Annotated in this window: 23 protein-coding genes and 1 pseudogene; 15 read left to right on the forward strand and 9 right to left on the reverse strand. The window is 63.5% G+C overall.

Annotation, left to right across the window (positions count from 1 at the left end; genetic code table 11):
• Positions 1–19: 19 nt before the first annotated feature.
• Positions 20–2,203 carry a transglycosylase domain-containing protein gene (locus ACD578_RS03090; protein ID WP_404293679.1) on the reverse strand — a complete coding sequence of 728 codons (2,184 nt, stop codon included), beginning with the start codon at positions 2,201–2,203 and terminating at the stop codon, positions 20–22.
• A 352-nt stretch (positions 2,204–2,555) separates the two neighbouring features.
• Between ACD578_RS03090 and ACD578_RS03095 the strand changes: the two genes are divergently transcribed.
• The 3 genes from ACD578_RS03095 to ACD578_RS03105 all read left to right on the forward strand — a co-directional run bounded on the left by ACD578_RS03095 (position 2,556) and on the right by ACD578_RS03105 (position 5,225).
• Positions 2,556–3,059 carry a YcgN family cysteine cluster protein gene (locus ACD578_RS03095; protein ID WP_404290767.1) on the forward strand — a complete coding sequence of 168 codons (504 nt, stop codon included), beginning with the start codon at positions 2,556–2,558 and terminating at the stop codon, positions 3,057–3,059.
• A gap of 529 nt (positions 3,060–3,588) precedes the next feature.
• Positions 3,589–4,980, forward strand: a complete 1,392-nt coding sequence (locus tag ACD578_RS03100) for a M10 family metallopeptidase (protein ID WP_404290769.1) — start codon at positions 3,589–3,591, stop codon at positions 4,978–4,980.
• Between the two features lie 23 nt (positions 4,981–5,003).
• Entirely contained in the window at positions 5,004–5,225 is a 222-nt protein-coding gene (locus ACD578_RS03105) for a hypothetical protein (protein ID WP_404290771.1), read from the forward strand.
• Between the two features lie 42 nt (positions 5,226–5,267).
• Here the strand turns inward: ACD578_RS03105 and ACD578_RS03110 are convergent, their stop codons facing one another.
• The 6 genes from ACD578_RS03110 to ACD578_RS03135 form a co-directional block, all read right to left on the reverse strand.
• The gene (locus ACD578_RS03110) at positions 5,268–5,615 is read right to left on the reverse strand and encodes a hypothetical protein (protein WP_404290773.1); all 348 of its coding nucleotides are present in this window, start codon (positions 5,613–5,615) and stop codon (positions 5,268–5,270) included.
• A 281-nt stretch (positions 5,616–5,896) separates the two neighbouring features.
• Positions 5,897–6,979, reverse strand: coding sequence for an AI-2E family transporter (locus ACD578_RS03115; RefSeq protein WP_404290775.1), 1,083 nt, complete (start codon positions 6,977–6,979; stop codon positions 5,897–5,899).
• Positions 6,980–7,372: 393 nt separating this feature from the next.
• The gene (locus tag ACD578_RS03120; RefSeq protein ID WP_404290777.1) at positions 7,373–7,687 is read right to left on the reverse strand and encodes a glycine zipper domain-containing protein; all 315 of its coding nucleotides are present in this window, start codon (positions 7,685–7,687) and stop codon (positions 7,373–7,375) included.
• Positions 7,688–7,773: 86 nt separating this feature from the next.
• On the reverse strand, positions 7,774–8,364 hold the full coding sequence (locus tag ACD578_RS03125) for a DUF2939 domain-containing protein (protein ID WP_404290779.1): 591 nt from the start codon (positions 8,362–8,364) through the stop codon (positions 7,774–7,776).
• Between the two features lie 160 nt (positions 8,365–8,524).
• Positions 8,525–9,613: a TRAP transporter substrate-binding protein gene (locus tag ACD578_RS03130; RefSeq protein WP_404290781.1), complete on the reverse strand. Its 1,089-nt coding sequence runs from the start codon at positions 9,611–9,613 to the stop codon at positions 8,525–8,527.
• A gap of 535 nt (positions 9,614–10,148) precedes the next feature.
• Complete coding sequence (locus tag ACD578_RS03135; protein ID WP_404290783.1) at positions 10,149–10,343, reverse strand: hypothetical protein; 195 nt, start codon at positions 10,341–10,343, stop codon at positions 10,149–10,151.
• A 160-nt stretch (positions 10,344–10,503) separates the two neighbouring features.
• Here ACD578_RS03135 and ACD578_RS03140 point away from each other — a divergent pair, with 160 nt between their 5' ends.
• The 9 genes and pseudogenes from ACD578_RS03140 to ACD578_RS03180 all read left to right on the forward strand — a co-directional run bounded on the left by ACD578_RS03140 (position 10,504) and on the right by ACD578_RS03180 (position 19,567).
• Entirely contained in the window at positions 10,504–11,550 is a 1,047-nt protein-coding gene (locus ACD578_RS03140; RefSeq protein WP_404290785.1) for an endonuclease/exonuclease/phosphatase family protein, read from the forward strand.
• 893 nt (positions 11,551–12,443) lie between these two features.
• On the forward strand, positions 12,444–12,995 hold the full coding sequence (locus tag ACD578_RS03145) for a hypothetical protein (RefSeq protein WP_404290787.1): 552 nt from the start codon (positions 12,444–12,446) through the stop codon (positions 12,993–12,995).
• Positions 12,928–14,256: a DNA-packaging protein gene (locus ACD578_RS03150; RefSeq protein ID WP_404290789.1), complete on the forward strand. Its 1,329-nt coding sequence runs from the start codon at positions 12,928–12,930 to the stop codon at positions 14,254–14,256. The genes ACD578_RS03145 and ACD578_RS03150 overlap by 68 nt, the downstream gene beginning before the upstream one ends.
• Positions 14,257–15,399: 1,143 nt before the next feature.
• A complete protein-coding gene (locus tag ACD578_RS03155) occupies positions 15,400–16,572 on the forward strand; it encodes a phage portal protein (protein ID WP_404290791.1) in 1,173 nt (390 codons plus the stop codon).
• Between the two features lie 485 nt (positions 16,573–17,057).
• Positions 17,058–17,258, forward strand: coding sequence for a hypothetical protein (locus ACD578_RS03160; RefSeq protein ID WP_404290793.1), 201 nt, complete (start codon positions 17,058–17,060; stop codon positions 17,256–17,258).
• The gene (locus ACD578_RS03165) at positions 17,255–17,404 is read left to right on the forward strand and encodes a hypothetical protein (protein WP_404290795.1); all 150 of its coding nucleotides are present in this window, start codon (positions 17,255–17,257) and stop codon (positions 17,402–17,404) included. Before ACD578_RS03160 ends, ACD578_RS03165 begins: the two co-directional genes overlap by 4 nt.
• Positions 17,401–17,936: pseudogene (locus tag ACD578_RS03170) on the forward strand (HK97 family phage prohead protease). Before ACD578_RS03165 ends, ACD578_RS03170 begins: the two are co-directional and overlap by 4 nt.
• Positions 17,937–18,043: 107 nt before the next feature.
• Positions 18,044–18,247, forward strand: a complete 204-nt coding sequence (locus ACD578_RS03175) for a hypothetical protein (RefSeq protein ID WP_009493947.1) — start codon at positions 18,044–18,046, stop codon at positions 18,245–18,247.
• An 81-nt stretch (positions 18,248–18,328) separates the two neighbouring features.
• Positions 18,329–19,567 (forward strand): phage major capsid protein, encoded by a 1,239-nt coding sequence (locus tag ACD578_RS03180; protein ID WP_404290797.1) that lies wholly within the window; start codon positions 18,329–18,331, stop codon positions 19,565–19,567.
• 266 nt (positions 19,568–19,833) lie between these two features.
• Here the strand turns inward: ACD578_RS03180 and ACD578_RS03185 are convergent, their stop codons facing one another.
• Positions 19,834–20,631: a S1 family peptidase gene (locus ACD578_RS03185; RefSeq protein ID WP_404290799.1), complete on the reverse strand. Its 798-nt coding sequence runs from the start codon at positions 20,629–20,631 to the stop codon at positions 19,834–19,836.
• A gap of 384 nt (positions 20,632–21,015) precedes the next feature.
• Positions 21,016–21,759 (reverse strand): trypsin-like serine protease, encoded by a 744-nt coding sequence (locus tag ACD578_RS03190; RefSeq protein WP_152712425.1) that lies wholly within the window; start codon positions 21,757–21,759, stop codon positions 21,016–21,018.
• Positions 21,760–21,782: 23 nt separating this feature from the next.
• On the opposite strand from ACD578_RS03190, the gene ACD578_RS03195 reads away from it, so the two are divergent.
• From ACD578_RS03195 to ACD578_RS03205, 3 genes are all read left to right on the forward strand, one after another.
• Entirely contained in the window at positions 21,783–22,349 is a 567-nt protein-coding gene (locus tag ACD578_RS03195) for a head-tail connector protein (protein WP_404290801.1), read from the forward strand.
• 298 nt (positions 22,350–22,647) lie between these two features.
• On the forward strand, positions 22,648–22,983 hold the full coding sequence (locus ACD578_RS03200; RefSeq protein ID WP_404290803.1) for a phage head closure protein: 336 nt from the start codon (positions 22,648–22,650) through the stop codon (positions 22,981–22,983).
• Positions 22,980–23,390 (forward strand): DUF3168 domain-containing protein, encoded by a 411-nt coding sequence (locus ACD578_RS03205; RefSeq protein ID WP_404290805.1) that lies wholly within the window; start codon positions 22,980–22,982, stop codon positions 23,388–23,390. Before ACD578_RS03200 ends, ACD578_RS03205 begins: the two co-directional genes overlap by 4 nt.
• Positions 23,391–23,404 lie beyond the last annotated feature (14 nt).

Genomic DNA, 23,404 nt, shown 5'->3' on the forward strand with positions numbered 1-23,404 from the left:
TGAGCCTCTGTCTGCATTTTTAAGGCATTGCGACTTGGCGACGGGCATCCACGGCGGCGGAGCTGCGCGGCGTCTCCGAGGCCTTGCCCGTCGTCACGGAGCGGTCGACCGACTTGAACAGCGTGCCGATGCCGCCCAGAACCTCATAGGACTTGCGGGAGAGAGTGCCGGCCAGGAAGGATTGCGCGGGTGCCTGGGCCTGATCCGCCGCCGGACCTTTGGCGGAGGCTACGCGGGAAGCATTGGCCGGGCTCGCGCCGGGGATGGGACGGATTTCCAGGTTCTGGTGGGCGAGGTTCATCACCTCATGCCAAGTCATTGCCGGAAGCGTACCGCCGGTCATGTCGTTCATGGGACTGGAATCGTCGTTGCCGTACCAGACACTGGCGACGAGGTTGCCGGTGAAGCCCACAAACCAGGCATCCTTGTAGCCGTTGGTGGTGCCGGTCTTGCCCGCAACCGGAATACCTTCGAGCGCCGCGCGCTTGCCGGTTCCTTCCTCGACCACCTTGTTGAGCATGAAGTTCATGTCATGAACGACGCGGGTGTCGAGCACCTGCTTGGGCGGCGTATCCCGGTCATGACGGTAGATGACCTCGCCTGAGGAGTTGCGGACCTCCCACGCGGCGTAGGGGTCCGCGCGCTTGCCGCCATTGGCGAAGACCGCATAGGAGGCCGCCATGTCGATAGGCGTCACCTCGGCGGCGCCGATGGGCAGCGAGCTCGAATCCGTCAGTGGGTGGGTGAGGCCCATGCGCTTGGCCGTATCCACGATCACCGCGCGGCCCGCCTTGGCGTTGCCCTTGCCGATCTCCACCGACATGATCACAGGGATAGAGTTGATGGAGCGCGCCAAGGCAGAGACGAGCGGCATCGAGCCGGAGAAGGAGCGACCATAGTTCTGCGGACACCAATTGCCGAGGCAGATCGGCCGGTCGACCACGATCGAGTTAGGCCGAAGCTTCGGATTGGTGGTCAGGGCCGCGGCGTAGACGAAGGGCTTGAAGGAGGAACCGGGCTGCCGCAGACCCCCGGTGGCGCGGTTGAACTGGCTCTGGCCGTAGTCCCGTCCGCCGACGATGGTGCGCACGGCACCGTCCACGTCCATCACGACGATCGCGCCCTGGCCCGCCTTGTACTGGCGTCCATGCTGGCGGAGCATGTTTTCCAGCGTCTCTTCCGTGTGCCGCTGAAGCCCCGTGTCGAGGGGCGTTTTCACGATCAGCACCCGCTCGTTGCCGAATTTCTTCTGGGCAGCGAGGCTCTTCACCTGGTCGAAGGCCCAATCGAGGTAGAAGTCGGGGGTCGTCTCGCGCTCCCGATTGACCGGAGTCGCCGGATTGCGGCGCGCCGTCTGGATTTGCCCTTCGGTCAGGAACCCGGCCTCGACCATGTTGCGCAGGACCTCGTTGGCCCGGGCGCGGGCCGCCGGCAGGTTCACGTGCGGCGCGTATTTGGTTGGCGCCTTGAACAGGCCGGCCAGCATGGCGGATTCGGCCAGGGTCAGCTCCTTGGCGGGCTTGCCGAAATAATAGTCGGCCGCCGCTACGACGCCGTGGGCGCCACCGCCCATATAGGCGCGGTCGAGATAGAGCTTGAGGATCTCGTCCTTGGTCAGGTGGAACTCGAGCCAGGCCGCGAGAAAGGCTTCCTTGATCTTGCGCTCAAGGGAGCGCTCGTTGGTGAGGAAGAGATTCTTGGCCAGCTGCTGGGTGATCGAGGAGCCGCCCTGCACCACGCCGCCGCCCTGAGCATTCACCAGGACGGCACGGAAGGTGCCGATCGGGTCAATGCCCCAGTGGTCATAGAAGCGCCGGTCTTCCGTCGCCAGGGCGGCCTTGATCATGTAGTCCGGGAAGTCCTCGAGCTTGTAGGAATCGTCGAGGTGGAGGCCACGGCGTCCGACCTCCTGGCCGTAGCGGTCGAGGAAGGTGACGGCGAGATCCTGGGTCTTGAGCCAATCATCCTCCGTCTCCCTGAAGGCCGGGAGGGCGAGCGCCAGCATGACGATGCCGCCCACGGTGCCCAGGGTGGTCGCCTCGCTGGTCAGATCCAGGATGCCGCGAAGCGGGCCGCGAAACCGCAGGCACGTCAACTTTTCCGAGTACCAGCTCCACGCGCCCGCCAGTCCTCGCCCGCTCTGGAACAGCGCGGAGTTGAGCCACGCATCGAACCAAAGCGCGCCGCGCTTGATCCGCGTCATAAGAGGGATGGGGGGCTGCTGGCTCACGACGGTCCTCGGGCAGATCAGGGGCCTGACATGCCTTGTTTATGATCTTCGAAGTCCTAGAGCATCGGCCCAAAAGTGGAAACCACTTTCGGGATCCCTCCGGTGCTCCTTCTGCTGTCTGGCGCATCGTTGGGTGCGGAAAACCGGATCCATCTTTCCCCACGATGAGCTAGCGGCAACGCCGAAGCGTGGCGATGCTGATATATATAACTCAGAACCTTGTTTGTAGGTTCACAGAGATTTACCTCTTCGGAAGTACTGACTGGCCGATGTGCGGTTTAGCACCTTCCTTCAAACCGCCTCAAAGAGACGTCAAAGCGCCCACATGCCAAATGCCGCACCCGCCACCCGCCCTCAGCCGGAGGAGCAACCCTTCTGGCACGTGAAGTCCCTCGAGGCCATGAGCCTCGACGAGTGGGAGAGCCTGTGCGACGGCTGCGGGCGCTGCTGCCTTGTCAAGCTCGAGGACGAGGATACGGCCGAGGTGATGTACACCGATGTGGGCTGCACCCTCCTCGACGACCAGACCTGCCGCTGCCGCGACTACCCGAACCGCCAGGCCAAGGTTGCCGATTGCGTGCGCCTGACGCCCCAGGCCGTGCGCAGCCTCTCTTGGCTGCCCCACACCTGCGCCTACCGTCTCCTGGCCGAGGGCCACGACCTCTACTGGTGGCACCCACTCGTCTCGGGCGATCCGGCAACGGTGCACGCGGCCGGGATCTCCGTCCGCGACCGGGTCGCCGGGCCGGAGGAAAACTTCACAATCGCCGAACTCCTGGAGCGCATCACCGACTGGCCGATGGAGGACACCGGCGCCCGAGATGAGTGAACGCCATTCGGGCGGCTGAGGACGGTCCTTGCCCTCCGAGGAGTTCAGCCGCAGGGAGCGACTGTCGGCGGCCCGATACGGCCTTCGACCTAAGGCCTTCGTTGCGCGGAGAGGATACGGACTATGGCAACTCCGCGACGGGCAATGTCCGGAGCAGCCAAACGATTGCAGCAGGACAGCCCAAGCTCATCCGCAGCGCATACGCAATTCATCGATCCTACAAGCCGAGGCCCTGATCGCACACGGGGGTTTCTGAGCAACGATCGCCTCAACGTCAGTGAGGCGCGAATTACAGGGCAAAGCGTCGCAGATTTGATCATCTCAATGATCTGACGGAGCCCCTCTCCTAGGAGAGGGCACAGTGATCGGCTGCACGATGCAAGGGTGGCTGGGTACAGAAACGAATTACAAAACGGAAGACTACCTCTTTGGTGTAATTGCCAGCATCCCGTTCAAAGGCAAACCTTGTCGGCCCACGGCAGTTCTGATCCCCCTATTCTTCAGAATAATTTCCGAACAGGATGGTTTTATGCCTGCTATTGCTACTTATGGCCTGACTGGAAATACGTATATCGATGGTGTTCTTGGCGAATATAAATGGGCAGTCAACAACGTAACCTACAGCTTTCCTACAAACGGATCGTATTACGGTAATTCATACGGCACAGCGGAGAACATCACGAACTTCAGGAGCCTCGGTACAGTTCAGCAGACAACAGCTCGCAATGCCCTGAAGACATACGCCTCGGTGGCGAATCTGACTTTCACGGAGACCAGTGAAACCGCAACGCAGCACGCGGATCTGCGCTTGGCGATGTCGGACAAGACCGGCTCCGCATGGGCCTATCTCCCCAACACGGTGGCTGAGGGCGGGGATGTCTGGTTCAATATCTCCAACGGCTATTTCACCAGCCCGGTGAAGGGCAATTATGCCTTCATGGTCTTCCTGCACGAGATTGGGCACGCGCTCGGACTCGAGCATACGCACGAAGGCAATGCCATGCCGCAGGACCGGGACTCGCTCGAGTACACGGTCATGAGCTATCGCTCCTATGTCGGGGGCTCGACGACCGGGGGCTACACGAATGAGACCTGGGGCTATGCGCAGTCGCTGATGATGTACGATATCGCGGCCGTGCAGCACATGTATGGGGCGAACTACGCCACGAATGGCGGCAACTCGACTTATTCCTGGAATGCGACGACCGGCGAGATGGCCGTCAACGGTGTCGGTCAGGGTGCGCCCGGCGGCAACAAGATCTTTCTGACCGTCTGGGACGGTGGCGGAAACGACACTTACGACCTCTCGAATTATTCGACCAATCTCAAGGTCGATCTTCGCCCCGGAGAATTTACGAAGACATCCGCCGCTCAGCTTGCGAAACTGCACTGGGACGGCTCGAAGGTCGCGGTCGGCAACATCGCCAATGCATTGCTCTATCACGGCGATACGCGCTCGCTCATCGAGAATGCCGTCGGTGGATCCGGCAACGATTCGTTGACCGGCAACGACGGCATCAACCTGCTCAGAGGCGGTGCCGGCTCGGACACGTTGTACGGGCTTGGCGGAGGCGATTCCCTGGATGGCGCAGCCGGAGCCGATACGCTCTCAGGCGGCACCGGGACGGATATCTTCGATTTCAACTCCGTGAAGGATTCCCTTTCGAGCGCGCGCGATACGATCCAGGACTTCGTGCGGGCCGTCGACCGCATCGATCTGCGCACCATCGATGCCAACACCGCAACCGGCGGAGATCAGGCTTTCTCGTTCATCGGAAACATGGCCTTCACGGGCCAGAGCGGACAGTTGAACTTCATCGGCAATGTGCTTTCGGGAGATGTGAACGGCGACAGGACGGCGGATTTCCGCATCAACGTCACAGGCATCTCGACGCTGGCGATCGCCGACTTCTATCTCTGATAGAGGCTCATAGGATAAGATCGATGAACGATTGGATCGATTTCGACCAATGGCATAACTGCGCGCGGATGGAGCGGCCCGGCTTCGTGTTCGAGGTCCGGAACGGGGAGGGGCGGAGTCTGCTGACCCTCTGCACCGCTCCTCTCCAACTGCCATTCGAGTGGAGATCGCCACCGGTGGATTTCCGTCTCGTCGAGGCACCGAAGCCGCGCCGCTCAAATCCCATCCCGAAGCCGCAACTCTGACGATGCGGGTCGGAAGCTTATGAAAGGCTCTGCCGCAAGCCCCTATTGCGCGGGCTTGCGGCGGCGCGACGACGATGTCGGCGTCGCTCCCTGGGCGATCTGCAAACAGGTGAGCATGTCGACATAGCTCGGCGTCCCGCCAATCTGCGCTTCCTGTCCGCACATGTTGCGCTGGTTCACAGCCGCACTGCTCCAGATGTCGCGGAGCTGCTGTTCCGCTGCTGTCTCATCCCTCATGCAGCTTTCGTACGGGTTCGTGTCCTGGGCGGAGAGGGGCTGGGCCGCCTTGCAGGTCGCCTCGACGTTGAATCGGGGAGGTTCTTGTGCCGTGGCGGGAAAGCTCGAGAGGCTTCCCAACAGCACCATCATACCGAGCGTGTATGCCTTCATGGCAGCCTCCCTGCTTTACGTGTCGATTGCGCGCGACCTCAATCTCAGAATCCAATTCCGGAACCTAAAGTACTTGAGACCTGCATGATTTGCCCGACGGCACAATGCGCAGAGCCTCATTCCGCCGCGCCCAAGCTCAAACATAGTGTAAGGCACGCGCCCCAGCCCTCAAGGGTGCACGCTGGTGGCATTTCAGACCGGTTCCGGCTCGGTGTAAATCCGCTTGCGCCTTTAGAGCCATCAAAGATGATGGATGGTCGATTCCCGAGCTAACCTCAGGGCTACGAGCCGGCCTCCTGCCTGCCGTCATTGCCGGGTTCGCCCGGAACGTCGGTTCGCTCACCGAGCGTCTCGCGCACGTAAAGCTTCTTCACCAGCACGTAGGTGACGACGGCGAGGGGGAAGCCGAAGATCAGGCCAAGGGTGCCGAACAGAACGCTGCCGATCAGGATGGCGAATAGGGCCAGGGCGGGAGGAATGCTGATCACGCTCCTCGCGACGAGAGGGAAGATGACATTGCCCTCGATCTGCTGAATCACGATGACCGCCAGCACGGTCCAGAGCGCCGTCTCTCCGCTCACGCTGAAGGCGATCAGGACGGCGGGCAGCGCTCCCAGGATCGGTCCGAGGAAGGGGATGAAATCAGCGAGGCCTGCGATGAGACCGAGCGCAATGGACGAGGGCAGTCCGATCAGCCAGAAGGCGATGGCCGACAGCACTGCGACGCAGGTCATCGCGATCAGCTGCGATGTCAGCCACAGTCTCAGGGCCTGTCCGGACGCCTGCAGGGAGCTTTCGACCCGTGCATGGTGGCGGATCGGAAACAGCTTGACGAAGCCCTCCCGGTAGAGACGCGGAGAGGCGGCAACGTAGAGACCCGCAATCACCACGAGGATGAAATCCGCCAGGCCATCGAGAATGGCGCCGCCGATCCCCGCAAGACGTGCCGCCATTCCGCCGGTCGGCGCATTGTTCACGATCTCCGACAGATCGTCGCTCACGGCGCCGAGGCCCAGTTGTTTACTGAAATTGTCGATCGCGAAGGGAAGCCGTTCGACCACGTTGGAGAACTGGGCCCGAACCTGCGTTCCGAAAAGGGCAATGATGGCGAGGAACAAAATGAAGATGAGAAGGCTCGCGGCGGTCAGGCCCCAGCGTTCGGGCACCCTGAGATAACGCACAAGCGCGTCCGAGGCCGCATGCAGCAGAATGGCGACCAGCACGGCGCCGAAGGCGAGAAGAAGAACATCCGACAGCTTCCAAAGCAGGAGGGCCAGCAAGCCAAGTCCGAGGACGATGAGGGTCTTTCGGACGAACTCCGCATCTCCCATGAGCCTTCGCACGGAACGGTCCTGATCATTCATCGTTTACGCCTCACCTTCGACCTTGTGACAATCGAGGGGGCGAGGCTCGGTTCCCTCCATCGATGTCGATGTAGATCCAAGTTATTCGAGACTACATCTTTATGACTTGATCTTAAGTCCGTTTGTGCAGTTTCGTAATTCGGCGGAACGTATTTTAACCTTCTTGGTTGTCGTGCCATGGAGGGGATTCAAATGACCTCACAAGTCATCTGTTTTATTCTTGGCACTGTGTTTCCGCTTGCAATGGTCGGGTGGTTATTCGTCCATTGATGATTGTTTCAAATATTCTTCTCTGTGGACGAGGAGTGTATCGGAATTGATTGAGTGCCGCGTATCGAAAAGCCCGCCTGACATTTTCAGGCGGGCTTTTCGATGTCTTGGATCTACTTCTTATTATCGCACAACTTCCGTACAGGCCTGATTGCCGTAAGTATCCACCGTGCAGGTCCGTTGATTGATCGAACCGGTTGTTGCTGCCTCAGGGACAACGACAATTCCGGGGGCGGTCTGCATCTTCGCGTTCTGCTCGGCGAGGCCGCCCGCGATGCCACCGACGCCTGCGCCGACAACCGCACCCACAGGTCCGCCGACGATGGCGCCCGTCACCGCGCCGGTTGCGACACCGGCAGCCGTTCCTTCCTGCGCCGAAGCAAATTGAGGCATGGTCAAGAGGGATGCCGCGGCGAAAATAAAAGCAAGTTTACGCATAACTCGATCCCCGATCAGATGTTTGTCTGATCGGGAACGCTTCTGTTATGCTTCAGGTTCCAGTATTACCCTTGGAACGGGGCGTTCTACTTCGTCGCGGCTGCTGCTCGCTTGATCAATTCATCCTTGAGCGGCTCGGGGAGGTCGATCCCGGTCAGGCGCCAGGTCGTGCCCCTCAGGCGCAAGGTAATCTTGAATTGCTTGTCTCTGGGTTCATCGGCCGGAAGCGGGATGGTGATGGCACGAAAACCCTGTGTCTCCGACATGATGAAGGTCCGCCAAGCCTTCCCAAGAGAGGCTGTGTCGAAGCCGAGCGGGAAGAAACTGCCGTTGCGCCCCTGGGGTCCCGTAGCCCGCTGCAACTGGCCGTCATCGAGGAGGTCGATGACGGCCTGAGGCGTGATGAGTTCCTCCAGGACTGGGTTGAGGACGGCGGTTCCCGCCTGGGTGGCAGCCTGCTGACCCAGCCCGTCGAGATCCTGCGTCTTCAGATACTCGCCCAGGATCTGGCGCGCGAGGGAAACCCGAAGAGCGTTGAAGTTCACCCGCTCCGTGATCCGGTCCATGTCCCGGGCCTCGATGGCCTTGGACATGTCGTACAGCGCGACGAAGGGCGAGACCATGAAGATGGCCCAGGCCAGAAAGAGGAGAAAGCTGATCCGCAGAGTCCAACGCATTGTCTGTCGATTGCCCTTCGATACTCACAGGACGGCCGACCGCCGGTCGAAGGGGACGGCACGATGTCTGTTGAGAAGGGGCCTTATGTAGGGATACCGAAGTCAACAAAAAAGGGCGACCGAACGGCCGCCCTTTCTCAAGATCATGACTTCGGAGAGATCAGCCGCGGGCGCGGGCGCGGATCATGAAAGTGTCGTAGGCGTATTCGGCCACTTGGAACCAGAGATACCCTTCGTTTCGGAAGGCCTTGACCGAATCGACGACCTTCTTGAAGTCCGCGTTCTTGGCCGAGACCTCGTCGAAGACCTCATTGGTTGCCTTGTAGGCCGCTTCGAGGATCTCCTGCGAGTAAGGACGCAGCTGCGTGCCGGCCCCGAGGAGACGCCGGAGGGCGGCCGGATTGCGGGCATCGTACTTGGCCAGCATGTCGTTGTTGGCATAGCCGGAAGCGGCGGTCAGGATCGCCTGATACGCCTTCGGGAGCTCTTTCCACTTGGCCTGATTGACGAACAAGTGGATCGCGGGGCCGCCTTCCCAGAAGCCCGGATAGTAGTAGTACGGAGCGACTTTCGAGAAGCCGAGCTTCTCGTCGTCGTAAGGGCCAACCCATTCGGCGGCGTCGATGGTGCCGCGCTCGAGAGCCGGGTAGATGTCGCCGCCGGGGATCTGCTGCGGCACGGCGCCGAGCTTCTGGAGCACCATGCCGGCGATGCCGGCGATGCGCATCTTCAGGCCCTGGAGGTCCTGAACCGTCTTGATCTCCTTGCGGAACCAGCCACCCATCTGCACGCCTGTATTGCCGGCGGGCATGCCGTAGAGATTGTGCTTGGCGTAGAACTCGTTCAGCAGATCGTTGCCGCCGCCCTGGTAAAGCCAGGCGTTCATCTGGCGGGCATTCAGGCCGAAGGGAGCCGCCGTGCCGAGGGCGAACGTCGGATCCTTGCCGAAGTAGTAATAGGAGCAGGTGTGCCCGAGCTCGATCGTGCCGTTGCCGACCGCATCGGCCACCTGGGGCGTGCCGACGATCTCACCGGCCGCGAAGGGCTGGATCTGGAACTTGCCGTCGGTCGCCTCGGAGACGAACTTCGCGATCACTTCCGACGCGCCGTAGATGGTGTCGAGGGCCTTGGGGAAGCCCGATTGCAGGCGCCACTTCATTTCCGGCATGGACTGGGCGATGGCCGGGGCGGCAACCGCGGTCGAGGCGGCGCCGATTGTGGCGGCCTGCAAAAACTGACGACGTTTCATTGTTCTTTTCCTCTCTGGATCGTGACTTTGGTCACTTGGCCCTATTGACACTAAATTCGGTTACGTCCGCAAGAAGCCTGACGGCTCTATCGACTAATGATCTATGGGCCTTTTGAAAACGTGCTTGAGATCGCTCGAGAAAGCGGCGGGTCGATCGTGCCGATGAGCGCCTCGGGTCGTCAATGACCTGGCGCGGACCGTGGCGGTTCTCAGCGTCGGCCAGGTGATGGGAACGCCCATGGCTCCGGATCCGACGGCCGCGGGATAGAGTGCATCTCCGATGCCCTGCAGCCCTTTCAAGGGCTGAGCTTGCAGCGCTCGACCTCGTGGGCGAGGGTCGGCCGCCAATTGAAGGATGCGGGCAAAGCGCGGCTGGACATGCTCACGACCTGAAACATAATCACGAGTTCTAGCGAGGCGCAACGACGCCACGTTAGGCTCGAGACGCGCTTGTCTCGGATGTGGAATGAGATGTCTCGTCGGCACCGTCCATGAAGCCTGGCAATCAAACCCGGGCGGTCGTGCAGTCCCGGATTCAGGATTTGGGCCGGGCGTGGCTTTCGTCGAAGCTCGGATTCTTCGGAATGCTGAAGACTTCCGCGGCGCAGACGAGCATGAACAGAGCAATGACGCCGCCGATTTCGGCGAGGCTCACAAGAGCGGAAGAGAGGTCGCCCCAATAGGCGAAAGCGCCCGTGACGAGCGCGAAAACAGTAGCCCAAAAGACCATGGGCTTTCTCCCCGGCAAAGCTTGATGCGGACAAGTAACGGCTTAGGTCCCAATAAGTTCCTAAGGCCATGCTAAAAAATTCCTGAGACGCGCGTTTCCGTCAAGCAGCAAAGCGCCCTAATTCCGACAAGCGATAAAACTTTTTCGAAGCGCTTCTTCCATGCGCCCTGTGATCGATCGGATTGTCCCCAAACTCGAGGCTCCGGAAGCTTCTCTCCTGGAGGAGGCACGGCGGGCCTCGATCCTGCGGGAGAATGCTCATCAGGTGTTCTTGGAACGCGTTCCCGCTTTTCGCGCCGTCGAACAGGCTCCGCCCGCTCACCCTGTCCCCGCTCACCCTGTCCCATGGACGGGGACGCTCAGGATTGCGGCCTTCAACGCCGAGCGTCTCAAGAACCGGCCGGCGACCCGCCGCCTCATGCAACAGTCGGGTGCCGATATCGCCCTGTTCAGCGAAGTCGATCTCGGCATGGCGCGCTCCGGCAACGTGCACAACATTCGCGACCTGATCGCAGGCACCGGCGAGGGATATCTCTACGGCGTCGAATACGTGGAGCTCGATCTCGGCGACCGCGGCGAGATGCACGAGCATGCGGGCGAACGCAACGCCTGCAGCCTCCATGGCAATGCCATCGTAACCGGGTTCACCCTGGAGGCGGCGCACCTGATCCCGCTCGAGGAGAACGGGTTGTGGTTCTCCGGTTTCAAGGGTGCGCAGAGGCGCATCGGTGGGCGCATGGCGCTCGCCGCCCGCATCGCCGGCGCCCCGAGACCCGTGTGGGTCGTCGGCACCCATCTCGAAAGCAAGACCGATCCCGCCGACCGGCAGGCGCAGATCCGGACATTGCTGCGGGCGCTCGATGTCATCGCGCCCGGTGAGCCTTGCGTGATCGCCGGAGACTTCAACACCAAGGCACTGCCCCGCACCGATGACGAGCGGCATCTCCTGCTTGAGGCTCCCGAGCGCTGCGAGCCGCTCTTCGCCGATCTCAGGCAGGCTGGATTTGCCTGGGCCGGCGCCAATCTCGCGCTCCCGACGCAGACTCCGGGTCCGAAGGACAAGCACAAGCCGCCTTTCGGCAAGCTCGATTGGATCGTCGTGCGCGGTCTTGCGCCGAGCAATCCGCAGATCGTCCCGGCTGCCGATGAGGAGGGCAGGGCCGTGTCGGATCACGAGATGATCGCCGTGGATGTGATCATTCCGTGACCGTAAGACCCGGCGCTGCATCAGAATTTCCCCGTAACCTACATGTCCATATAGGTTATTAGTTAGTCTTCTTAAGTATTGCCCTTCAAACGAGTGGCTGCCTATTCATAGGGGTTGCTGGCATCTGCTTTCCTAGATCGTTTCCAGGTTTTCACTTCATTGCTCATATGTTCCGATTTTGATCGCGGAATCGCGTAACAATGTCCGGCATAAGACTTAGTAGGAGAACTTTCCGCGAACGTCTTTGAAATGGGAAGGGATTCGACCGGAGAGGTATCGATTCGCTTTTTAGCGCTGAAATGACAAAGCGGCATTCTTCTCTTCATAGCCGATACAAGGCCGGGGTGATGAGCCGTGTCGTCCCCCGGGCGGCTCGCAGAGCCGAGAAGGGGACTCCGTTGTTCCTCGCGTGCAAGTGGATTCCCTTCCCTCCGCTGCGCTCCGGCCGGGAATGACACTCTCCTCGTCATCACTGGGCTCGGCCCGGTGATCTCGATGGGTTGAGGCCGCAGCGTTTCACAGGATCGGGATGGCCGGGACAAGCCCGGCCATGACGGGGAGGATGTGACCAAGGACAGTCGACCGAGAAGCGCGTGACCAGGGATAGTGTCATGCCCCACCCGTCATCACCGGCCTTGTGCCGGTGATCCCGATGCTGAAAGGCGCCGCGCCTCCCAGGGTCGGGGTGGCCGGCACAAGGCCGGCCATGACGGGGAGAGGGCATCCCGCCACCTTGGAAAATTCACCTTGACAGCGGGACGCTGATAGAGTACAAAACGTGAACACTGAGGAAGTGTGAATGCAGCCCCGCTTCACAGGTCCGGTGCAACCTCCGCCGCTCAAGCCCCCGCTTGGGCGGTTTTTTGTTGGCTTTTTCAGGCCTCAGAGAATTCATGCCCCAGAGAATCGAGATTACCGACGAGCAGAAGCGGCAGGCCTGGGAATACTATGCCCGCGAGCCGAAGAAGCATCTGCCGGACATCCAGAAATTTCTCGGCGTAAGCCCGAGCAGCTTTGCGCGGCTGCGCCAGCGCTGGGGCTGGCCGCCGCGCCAGGCCGTTCTTGCCGAGAATGCCTTGAGCAAGGCCGCGAAGGACGAGGGCGGAGTCGCAGGCCTTCAGAAGGCTGCCGCCGCTTCCGTCAACGATGCGGCGCGGGCTCTGGCGCAGGCGACGCGGGCGCAGATCGACGCTCTCATGGACGAGCAGCGCACCGGTCGCGCCAAGGATCACGACAAGACGGCCCGTAGGCTCGCCTCCTATGCCAAGACGCTGGCGTCCGCCCGGGCTCTCCTGGAACAGGAAGGCTCACGGCTCGATGAAACCGAGCATCACGACAACAAACCACGGCGCAGCCTCCACGAGCTGCGCGACGAGCTTGCTCACCACCTTAACCGGGTTATCGCGGAAGAGGAGGCTCGCGGACGCGACGGCATCCTGGTCTGAAGATGAATTCGAAGAAGTCCTGCGTCATTGGCCGATCCGTTGCCGGCCCGAGCAGCGCCTGCCGGGCTTGGCGCGTGTGCACGATCCGTGGACGATCTGGCTCATGCTCGGCGGACGAGGGGCGGGCAAGACCCGCACGGGCGCCGAATGGGTGCGCGGCATCGCGCTCGGCAAACCTGATTTTGCGCATGACGCCTCCCGTCGCATCGCGCTGATCGGCGAGACCTTTTCGGATGCGCGCAACGTGATGGTGGAGGGGCCTGCCGGCATTCTCTCCATCCATGCGCGCCATGAGCGGCCTGCCTGGTCGCCTTCGCTGCGCAAGCTCGAATGGGCGAACGGCGCGGTGGCGCATGTGTTTTCGGCCGAGGATCCCGACTCCTTGCGCGGTCCGCAATTCGAGGCCGCGTGGGCGGACGAGCTCGCCAAATGGAGGCACGTGGAGGAGACCTGGGACATGCTGCAGTTCGGCCTTCGCCTCGGGGCGCATCCGCGCCAGATGGTGACGACGACGCCGCGCCCGATCCCGCTCATCAAGCGCTTCCTCGCGGATCCGACGGTGGCGGTGTCGCGGGTCAGGACATCCGACAACGCGGAGAACCTGGCGCCCGTCTTTCTCGACAACGTGATGCGCCGCTATGCGGGCACGCGTCTCGGCCGGCAGGAGCTTGAAGGCGACATCATCGAGGATCGCCCCGACGCCCTGTGGACCCGCGATGTCATCGAGGCAAACCGCGTCTGCGCCGCGCCGCCTCTCATGCGCATCGTCGTCGCCGTCGATCCGCCGGCCTCATCGTCGAAACGTGCCGATGCCTGCGGGATCGTCGCAGTCGGCGTGGCTGAAAGTGGCGTTTCGTATGTGCTGGAGGACGCGACGGCCTCAGGCCTGAAGCCGCCGGATTGGGCCGCCAAAGCCGTGGCGCTCTATCGACGGCTCGAGGCCGATGCGCTCGTCGTCGAGACGAACCAGGGCGGCGAGATGGCGACCGGCGTGATCCGCGAGGTCGATCCGTCCGTGCCGGTCGTCGGCGTGCGCGCGACGCGCGGCAAGTATCTGCGCGCCGAGCCGGTCTCCGTGCTCTACGCGCAGAGCCGCGTGCGCCATGTGGGCGCGCTGCCGGAGCTCGAGGACGAACTCTGCGATTTCGGCCCCGGCGGCCTCACGTCGGGCCGCTCGCCCGACCGCATGGACGCGCTCGTCTGGGCGCTGACCGAACTGATGCTGCGGGAGAGACGCGAGCCGCGGGTGCGGATGCTGTGAAGGCCATGAGGGCCATAAGCTGCTCACGTCATCACCGGCCTTGTGCCGGTGATCCCGATACGAAGGACGCCGCGCTCTTCCGATCGGGATGGCCGGCACAAGGCCGGCCATGACGGCGGAGGGTGACATCACCGAAGGTTGCAGGCCGGAAGTGGCGGGCGCGAAGGATCAGGCGTGACCAGCGCGCTCTGGATCCCCCTTCGAGACGCAGCTTCGCTGCTCCTCAGGATGAGGTTTGATACAACAGCAGAAAAACGCCCCAGCCGGAGGACGGTGTTCACGCACATCTCCGGCCGGGGCGCCGTGACTCCCGTAGGGGCAAAGATGGGGTCACGGTTCATAAGCTAAGCGGCGGCGGACGATCCTCAACGTCTCCTGATGGAGTGAGCCTTTCGGGCGCGCCTGTCTCCAAAGGAGCATTGCAACGGCGCTGACGGGTTCTCGAAGGTGGGAGTGTTCGGTCGCTGGAAGGCTGGGGCGGATGGCAGTCCATCCGTGCCGATCCGCCCCGCCATCTGCCTCGTGTCGTCCCAAACAGGAGAAAGGACGACAGAGCTCGAGAAACTGATGGTCGCGCCAGCCGAGAGGGGGGACCAACTCGGCTGGCGCGTGAATGTCGCCGGATGCCCCGCAACATCTCAAGATTACCCCATGGCCTATGACCGTCCAATGACAACACGGCAAGAATTGCCGCCTTCTTCATCACCAGGTGCGGAAGTTGTCGCCATTCTGAATCAACGCAAGGCAGTGATGTGCCCTTGTATCGGAAGGCGGCATCGCGCTGTCACCCTCGGCGGCCCCAGGCCGGGATGCCACCTCTCACGTCATCGCCGGGCTTGTCCCGGTGATCCCGACGGCCTGAAGCGCCGCGCCTCACGGCATCGGGGTGGCCGGGACAAGCCCGGCCATGACGTCGAGGATTGATGCAACCGTTCGGCCCGGCCTGATGCGGCCGGGAATGACACCTCTCACGTCATTACCTCCTCCACGTCATCACCGGGCTTGTCCTGGTGATCTCGATCCGAAGGGCGCGGCGCTACACAGCATCGAGATGGAGCCCGACCATGACGGGGAAATCCGCCGAGGCTCACATGCTTCGCCCTCATTCACCCTTCATGCCCTCATCCCGGGCAGGAGTTTCTCATGTTCAATCGACTGACCCGCTGGCTTCAGGCGCCGCCCGAGGCCAAGGCTTCGCGCGTGCAGAGTGCCATCGCGCTCTATGTCGCCGGGCGCGCCGTGTGGACGCCGCGCGATTACGCGGCGTTGTCCCGCGAGGGATTCCAGAAGAACGCGATCGTGCACCGCGCGGTGCGGCTGGTGTCCGAGGCGGCGGCGACGCTGCCGCTCGTGCTCAAGAGCGAGGGCAGGGAGATCACGGCGCATCCGCTTCTCGCGCTGCTCTCCCGGCCTAATGCGCGCGAGGGTGGGCAGCGCTTTCTGGAAAGCCTCTACGGGCACCTGATGGTGTCCGGCAACGCCTATGTGGAGGCGGTGAGCCTCGACGGCGCGCCGCACGAACTCTATGTGTTGCGGCCCGACCGGATGCGCGTGGTTCCCGACGCCGACGGCTGGCCCGCCGCTTACGATTATGCGGTCGGCACGCAGAATGTGCGCTTCGCCATTCGCGAGGACGAGGCGCTGGCGCCGATCCTGCACCTCACGCTGTTTCACCCGGTCGACGATCATTACGGTCTCTCGCCCATGGAAGCGGCGGCGATCGCGCTCGACATCCACAACGCGGCGGGAGCCTGGAACAAGGCCCTGCTCGACAACGCGGCGCGGCCCTCCGGCGCGCTCGTGGTGGGCGGTGCGACCCTCACCGATGCGCAGTTCGACAGGCTCAAGGGTGAACTGGAAGTCAACTATCAAGGCGCCGGCAACGCGGGCCGCCCGCTGCTCCTCGAAGGCGGCCTCGACTGGCGGCCGCTGTCGCTCTCGCCGAAGGACATGGACTTCGTCGAGTCCAAGGCCGCGGCAGCCAGAGAGATCGCACTCGCCTTCGGCGTGCCGCCCCTGCTGCTCGGCCTTCCCGGCGACAGCACCCATGCGAATTACGCCGAAGCGAACCGCGCCTTCTACCGCCAGACCGTGATCCCGCTCGTGAAGCGCACGGCGGAATCGCTGTCGCACTGGCTCGCGCCGGCCTTCGGTGAGACCCTGCGGCTCGAACCCGACCTCGACGCCATCGAGGCGCTCGCCGACGAACGCGAAAGCCTCTGGCGGCGCGTGACGGCGGCGGCGTTCCTGTCCGACGACGAAAAGCGCGAGGCGGTGGGGTATGGGCGTGCCGCCGCGGGGAAGGGGCGGGCGTGAGAAGTGCGGGGCAGTCCCCGCACACGCAACGTCATCACCGGGCTCGTCCCGGTGATCTCGGTTGACTGAAGCGCGGCGCTTCACAGGGTCGGGATGGCCGGCACAAGGCCGGCTATGACGGGGAGAGGTGTCTCGGACGAAGCGCCGTGGAGATCCGGAGTCGTGTCGCGGAACCCGGCATCAGTCAAATCAGACGGTGCCGAACAAGCGAACGGGAAGCCGCTGCGCTCTTCCTGCAGACGTGGCGGCTATGGATCCCCGCCTTTGCGGGGATGACAGCGTTGGGTTTCAGGCGCCGCATCCCGCCGACGATCCCGGATCGCCTTCGCCGTCCGAGTGACCCCCATCAAGGTCCGCGAATACACAGGCGAAGCGCACACGAAGCACTCAGACGAAGCACGCTCACCCAAACCGTCCTACTCGCAAAAACCACTTCACCCCCACGCGCACCCACCCTCAATGGAGCTTTCGCGCAGGAACAAATCATGAACACTTTCGACCAGATCACCGAAGCCGTCATCCGGCGCGGGGATCTTGCCCATCTCGCCCTGTTCGTCTGGGCGAGTGGGGCGTCCGCTTTGCTCGCCATGACCTTACGCGATCTGTTCGCGGCCAATCGCCGGTTCGACGCGTTCGTGCGCGAGTTGTCCCTCTTCAACCGCCGCCATTCGGGAGATCTTCCATGACACGCTCCAGCGCTCGCACGCCGCGCAAGCCCAAGGCCGCGCGGGACGGGCAGAGCCGTGCCACGCTCGTGTTCCGCGACTTCGTGCGCCAGCTCGAAAAGCTCGACGCCAAACCAAGGACGGCAGCACGCGGAGCCGCGCGATGAGGCCCGGCATCGCCATCATCCAGGAGCGGAAGTTCCTGGCCGAACCGCTGAACGCCATCGACGCGGACGGCGTGTTCGAGGGCTATGCCAGCCTGTTCGGCGAGGCCGATCTCGGCAAGGATGTGGTCATGCCGGGCGCGTTCTCGGATACCTTGAGAAAACGCCGCGCGACGGGGTGCGGCTGCTCTGGCAGCATGATCCGGCGCAGCCCATCGGGCGCTGGCTCCTCATCGCGGAGGACCGGCGCGGGTTGCGCGTGCGCGGCAAGCTCAACCTCGCGGTGGAGCGCGCGCGGGAGATCCACGCGCTCATGCGCGAGGGGGCCGTCGACGGGCTCTCCATCGGCTTTCGCGTCGAGCGTGCCCGGGCCGAGCGGCCCACCGGCCTGCGCCGGCTGGAGAAGCTCGACCTGTGGGAGATCTCCGTCGTGACCTTCCCGATGCTGCCCGACGCGCGGGTCGAGACCGTGAAGAACACGGCACCGGAACTCGCCGCCAGCATCCGCAAGGCGACGGTGCGACTATTGTCCTGAACCTAGTCCGTAGGTGCGCGTTAGATGATCGCCCGCACGAATGCGGATACGGCGGGCCCTGTCCTGAGAGGGCGGGTGTCTGTGTTCCGTTGTCTCGGGAGGTTTTGATGAAGAAACTCGCTTTCGTTGCACTCCTCGGCCTGGCGGCCGCAGCTTGCACCACCACGGAAGAACGGGTCGGCGGCGCCGCCGTCGGCGCCGGCGTCGGTGCGGTAGCAGGCCCCGTCGGCGCGGTGGCCGGCGGTGCGGTCGGTGCTGTGACCGGTCCGACCGTCGCGCGGTCGGCGCGCCGCACGGCGCGGCATATGTAAGTATTCTCCTCACAGGGAGATCAACGGGCCCGCCGGAAGGCGGGCCTTTTCTTTTAGGCCCTTTCAAAACGAACGATTGATATGATCCCAGTTGTAGACACCAAATCCGTTTCCGACGATGTCGCCTCGGCCTTCGAGGATTTCGCCCGTGCCTTCGAGGCGTTCAAGGGCGCCAACGATACGCGCCTGTCCGAGATCGAGACGCGGCTTTCGAGCGACGTGGTGACGGACGAGAAACTCACCCGCATCGACAGCGCGCTCGACGACGCCAAGCGCCGTCTCGACCGTCTCGCCCTCGACCGCTCGCGCGCGCCGCTCGGGGCTGGCGCGGAGGCCGCACGCGATCCGGCCCAGGCGGAGCACAAGGCGGCGTTCCATTCCTATATCCGCTCCGGCGAGGCGTCGGGGTTGAAGCGGCTCGAGGAGAAGGCGCTGTCCGCCGGCTCAGGCCCGGATGGCGGCTATCTCGTGCCCGATACGGTCGAGAGCGAGGTTCTGCGCCGCCTCTCCGCCGTCTCGCCGATCCGCGCCATCTCGTCGGTGCGGCTGATTTCCGGCGGCCAGTACAAGCGCGCCTTCTCCACCACGGGTCCGGCAACGGGCTGGGTCGGGGAGACCGCGGCACGGCCGCAGACCGCAAGCCCGACGCTCTCCGAGATGAGCTTCCCGGCCATGGAGCTCTATGCCATGCCGGCCGCTACCCAGACCCTTCTCGACGATGCGGTGGTCGATATCGACCGCTGGATCGCCGAGGAGGTCGAGGCGGCCTTCGCCGAGCAGGAAAGCACTGCCTTCGTGAAGGGCGACGGCGTCAACAAGCCGAAAGGTTTTCTCTCCGCCGACACGGTCGAGGAGGAGATCTGGGAATGGGGCAAGCTCGGAACGATACGGACCGGCGGCGCGACCTTCCCGACCGACAATCCGTCCGATGTGCTGGTGGACCTGATCTACGCGCTTAAAAGCGGCTATCGCCAGAACGCCTCCTTCGTCATGAACCGTAAGACGCAGAGTGCGATCCGTCGGTTCAAGGACGACAACGGTCAGTACCTCTGGACCCCGCCCGCGAGCCTCGGCCAGACGGCGACCCTGATGGGCTTCCCCGTCGTCGAAGCCGAGGACATGCCGGATATCGCGGCGAATGCATGCGCGGTCGCCTTCGGCGATTTCAAGCGCGGTTATCTCATCGTCGACCGGGCCGGCATGCGCGTGCTGCGCGATCCGTATTCCGCAAAGCCCTACGTGCTGTTCTACACCACCAAGCGCGTGGGTGGCGGCGTGCAGGATTATGCGGCGATCAAGCTGTTGAAGTTCGCGGCTTGAGAAACTTCGGAGACATCCCTGACGTCATCACCGGCCTTGTGCCGGTGATCCCGATGATCTGAGGCGCCGCGCTTTTCAGGATCGGGATGGCCGGCACAAGGCCGGCCATGACGGGAGTGGGTGTCATCCCCGGCGAGCCGGAGGCGAGGGAAGGGGATCCACATCCCGGCTGGCGCTATGGATCCCCTTCCCCTCCGATGGCTCCGCCATCTCAGGCCGGGAATGACACGGAGGCCCGCGCTATGCGGTGCGGTGCAGAGACGAACTCAATTCCCTGTCCATGCGCTGTTCCTGCCGTTGAGGCTGCGCATGCTCGACGCGATCCATCCGAGATGCTCGACGATCGGAGTGACGGCCGTGAGGCCGCCGCAGGCGCTCGGCTGGCGGCTTCGCAAGGGGCCGCTCGACCAGCTCGTGATGCCGTAGAGCAGATAGCCTGTCTGGGTCGCGGCCAGGATCGGCCCGCCGGAATCGCCCCGGCAGGCGCCGGCTCCGGCCGTTTCCGCCAGCCGGTTACGATCGACGACGATCAGCACGCGATTGGCGACCTCGATGGGACCGAGCGACACCAGGTTGGTCTGGCGAAGCGTCCGGGCGGTGCGCCTGACCCGCTCGGACAACACGCCGAACCCTGCAATCGTCACGCCGTCGCCCACGTCGATCCGGCCCGCCTGGGTCGGGTCGAGGGCCAGGAACTCGGGGCCGAGCGGCCGATCGAGCTTGAGAATGGCCAGATCGATCCCCGGCTGGGTGCGCGGCGTCGTGCCGGGCACGAACGTGGGATGGACGGCGAGCGCGGCGACATTGAAGCGCTGTTGCCTGAAGGCGCGGTTGAGGGCCGTGACTCGATAGGCGGCCCGATCCGTCATGCAATGGGCGGCGGTGAGCACGAGATCGGGTGCGACCACGACACCGGAGCAGAGTTCGCCGGTGGAGCTCTCGATGGACACCACCGATCGCCGCAGCCCGTTCGGATCGCGCGAGGTGGCGCCTTGCAGGACGGCCCATGCGGGAGTGGCGAAAAGGGTGACGACGGCAAGAGCAAGGGCTGGCAGAGCGCGCATGGGATGATGATGCCGTGTGGGGGAGGGATTTTTTAAGGCAAGGTCTTGGCCGTCAGGATAGTTCCGTTCCCTTATGAATTTCTAACGACAGAGGATAGGACGCAAAGGTGGATCCCACTTCTGGGGCTTCTCGATGCTTGTTCCTGAGAGGCAGGTTCGAAATTGCCTTCAGACCTGAGCCCTCATCCTGAGGGCCGCCGAAGGCGGTGTCTCGAAGGACGAGGGCGCCTCCAGTGCATGCTGGATCCTCCTTCGAGACGGCGCTTTGCACCTCCTCAGGATGAGGACAGAGGTTTATGGGCCAGACTCTGAGGAGCGCATCGACGATGCCCTAACAGCAGAGGAGAGGACTCGAAAGTGCATCCCACTGTTGAACCGGATGGTCTATTCGCTGCCGCTCCACAATGCTGCGCGATTCCAGCCTTTCAGGATCCTGTCGATCCACGCGCGCTGCGGTCCGACGAGGATGCCCTGCGTCAGCCCTCCGCAGCTTCGGCCTTTGACCGGCGATGACCAACTTGTGATGGCAGCGACCGTCGTTCCGGACGCCATCGGACCGCCGGAATCGCCCTGGCATGCGCTCGCCGTGCCTGACCCCTCGGCCCACAGCAGAATCCGGCTCGGGCCGTAGGGCTCGACCGCCGTCAGGGATGCGGTGCGGAATGTGCCGGAGGTTTTCGCGTCGCCCTCGCGGGACAAACCATAGCCCCCAACGACGACAGGATTGTTCTCCGGGACTTTTGCCGCTGTGAGCGTCGCCCGCTCGAAACGGGCGGGCAGGGCCTCGGGAATGCGCACGAGGGCGAGATCGATGGAGCGCTGCCGGGTCTCGATGGCCTTCGCGTTGTAGCCGGGATGCACCGCCTTCGCGGCGGGCGTGATCAGCACGGGCTCGCCGGTCTCGTCACGGAAATGCACCCGGTGCTCGGCGGCGCCCGTCACGCAGTGTGCGGCGGTGAGCACCACGTCCTTCGCCAGCACCACGGCGCTGCAGACACCGCCGTTCGAGCCCAAGACCATCACGCTTTGGCGGGCGAGGGGACCTTCATCCTCGGCGCCGCCGACGATGGCATTCGCCTGTGTCGCCACGAGCGACAGGGCAAGACAGAGCGTAACCAGACGTTGCATGACTCATAAGGATTCCTGTTACGATGATTCCCATATTCATCAGCGGCCCCGCCGTCGAGCCCATAACGCTTGAGGAGATGAAGGCCTATCTTCGGGTCGATGACGATGACGGTACGCAAGACGAGCTGATCACAGGGCTCGTCAAGGCGGCCCGCCTCATGGTCGAGGCGGCGTCACGGCGTATCCTGATCGAGCAGCACTGGCGCGTGGTGCTGGATCGCTGGCCCGCCGGCGGGACGATCCTGCTGCCCCTCTCGCCGCTGATCGCGGTCGACGGCATCAAGGTGACGGATGCATCGGGCACCGCGTCCGACGTTCCGGCGAGCGCCTTCGATACGGACACCTTGAGCGAGCCGCCGCGCATCGCCGTTGCCGATATTCCTGAGCCGGGCAAGCCGAGGAACGGCATCTCCATCGAATTGCGGGCCGGCTATGGCGCCGCACCGGATGCGGTGCCGGCTACGTTGAAGCTCGCGATCCGCATTCTCGTCGCCCATTGGTTCGAGAATCGGGGCGACGTCGTGGGCGAGCAGATCCTGCCGCCCGAGGCGCTCGCCCTGGTGGCGCCGTTTCAAAGGGCGCGGATTTAGCGCTCCCTCATTGTCATTCCGGGAACAACATCCACCACGTCATGGCCGGACCTGTCCCGGCCATCCCGATGCGGAAAAGCGCCGCGCCTCGATCAATCGGGATCACCGGCACAAGGCCGGTGATGACGAGGGGAGTGTGTCAGCTCGAACGGGAACGACATTTTCCACGTCATGGCCGGGCTCGTCCCGACCATCCCGGTCGGAAGAGCACTGTGTTTCGCCAAGTCGAGATTCCCGCCACGAGGCCAAACATGACGTTGCGGTCCGTACGCTTTCCTATCCTCCCAAAGATCTTTCCATGAGAACCAAACCCATTCCCATCGGTGCGCGGGCGCGCCGGTTCGTGCTCGAAATGCCGCTCGAGCGGCCCGACGGTTTCGGCGGCGTCATTCGCACCTATACGTCCGGTCCCCAGATCTGGGGCGCCATCGAAATGCTCTCAGGAGCCGAGCGCGTGCGCGCGGACCGCCCCGAGCAGAGCCTGACGCATCGCATCACCCTGCGCTATCGCGAGGGCGTGACCGGTGCCATGCGCCTGACCTCGGGCCTGCGCCGCTTCGCCATCCGCACGACGGCCGATCCGGACGGATCGAAGCGCGATCTCGTCTGCCTCGTCGAGGAGATGCGGGCATGACGAGCCCCGTTCTCGTCTTGCGCCGCGCGATCCTGGATGCGGCCGCGCTCGATGCGGACCTGCGTGCGCTCATGGGCGGCGCCTTGCGCCTTTACGACGAGCCGCCGCGGGGCTCCGAGCCGGTCTATGCGCTGTTCTCGGATGTCCGCGCGACGGATTGGTCCACCGATCACGACCGCGGCCACGAGCAGGATCTCGGGATCGTGGTGTGGTCCGAGCGCGGCGGCGCGCGAACGGCGCTTGCGGTCGCCGAGCGGTTCGACGCGATTCTCGACCAAGCGTCGCTGGCGCTCGACGGACACCGCCTCATCAACCTGCGCGTCACGGAGCTCGTCTCCGAGCGCGACAAGGACACCCAACTCACCCGCGTCACCTTACGCCTGCGCGCGGTGACGGAGGTGGCGTGAGAGGTGAGACCTTC

Origin of the sequence: Microvirga sp. RSM25 (assembly GCF_044784385.1) — a bacterium.
GTDB lineage: Bacteria > Pseudomonadota > Alphaproteobacteria > Rhizobiales > Beijerinckiaceae > Microvirga > Microvirga tunisiensis.

Bases quoted from the DNA above. Each gene is read 5' to 3' on its own strand.
- ACD578_RS03090 (WP_404293679.1), bottom strand. From the start codon at position 2,203: ATGACGCGGATCAAGCGCGGCGCGCTTTGGTTCGATGCGTGGCTCAAC.
- ACD578_RS03095 (WP_404290767.1), top strand. From the start codon at position 2,556: ATGCCAAATGCCGCACCCGCCACCCGCCCTCAGCCGGAGGAGCAACCC.
- ACD578_RS03100 (WP_404290769.1), top strand. From the start codon at position 3,589: ATGCCTGCTATTGCTACTTATGGCCTGACTGGAAATACGTATATCGAT.
- ACD578_RS03105 (WP_404290771.1), top strand. From the start codon at position 5,004: ATGAACGATTGGATCGATTTCGACCAATGGCATAACTGCGCGCGGATG.
- ACD578_RS03110 (WP_404290773.1), bottom strand. From the start codon at position 5,615: ATGAAGGCATACACGCTCGGTATGATGGTGCTGTTGGGAAGCCTCTCG.
- ACD578_RS03115 (WP_404290775.1), bottom strand. From the start codon at position 6,979: ATGAATGATCAGGACCGTTCCGTGCGAAGGCTCATGGGAGATGCGGAG.
- ACD578_RS03120 (WP_404290777.1), bottom strand. From the start codon at position 7,687: ATGCGTAAACTTGCTTTTATTTTCGCCGCGGCATCCCTCTTGACCATG.
- ACD578_RS03125 (WP_404290779.1), bottom strand. From the start codon at position 8,364: ATGCGTTGGACTCTGCGGATCAGCTTTCTCCTCTTTCTGGCCTGGGCC.
- ACD578_RS03130 (WP_404290781.1), bottom strand. From the start codon at position 9,613: ATGAAACGTCGTCAGTTTTTGCAGGCCGCCACAATCGGCGCCGCCTCG.
- ACD578_RS03135 (WP_404290783.1), bottom strand. From the start codon at position 10,343: ATGGTCTTTTGGGCTACTGTTTTCGCGCTCGTCACGGGCGCTTTCGCC.
- ACD578_RS03140 (WP_404290785.1), top strand. From the start codon at position 10,504: ATGCGCCCTGTGATCGATCGGATTGTCCCCAAACTCGAGGCTCCGGAA.
- ACD578_RS03145 (WP_404290787.1), top strand. From the start codon at position 12,444: ATGCCCCAGAGAATCGAGATTACCGACGAGCAGAAGCGGCAGGCCTGG.
- ACD578_RS03155 (WP_404290791.1), top strand. From the start codon at position 15,400: ATGTTCAATCGACTGACCCGCTGGCTTCAGGCGCCGCCCGAGGCCAAG.
- ACD578_RS03160 (WP_404290793.1), top strand. From the start codon at position 17,058: ATGAACACTTTCGACCAGATCACCGAAGCCGTCATCCGGCGCGGGGAT.
- ACD578_RS03165 (WP_404290795.1), top strand. From the start codon at position 17,255: ATGACACGCTCCAGCGCTCGCACGCCGCGCAAGCCCAAGGCCGCGCGG.
- ACD578_RS03175 (WP_009493947.1), top strand. From the start codon at position 18,044: ATGAAGAAACTCGCTTTCGTTGCACTCCTCGGCCTGGCGGCCGCAGCT.
- ACD578_RS03180 (WP_404290797.1), top strand. From the start codon at position 18,329: ATGATCCCAGTTGTAGACACCAAATCCGTTTCCGACGATGTCGCCTCG.
- ACD578_RS03185 (WP_404290799.1), bottom strand. From the start codon at position 20,631: ATGCGCGCTCTGCCAGCCCTTGCTCTTGCCGTCGTCACCCTTTTCGCC.
- ACD578_RS03190 (WP_152712425.1), bottom strand. From the start codon at position 21,759: ATGCAACGTCTGGTTACGCTCTGTCTTGCCCTGTCGCTCGTGGCGACA.
- ACD578_RS03195 (WP_404290801.1), top strand. From the start codon at position 21,783: ATGATTCCCATATTCATCAGCGGCCCCGCCGTCGAGCCCATAACGCTT.
- ACD578_RS03200 (WP_404290803.1), top strand. From the start codon at position 22,648: ATGAGAACCAAACCCATTCCCATCGGTGCGCGGGCGCGCCGGTTCGTG.
- ACD578_RS03205 (WP_404290805.1), top strand. From the start codon at position 22,980: ATGACGAGCCCCGTTCTCGTCTTGCGCCGCGCGATCCTGGATGCGGCC.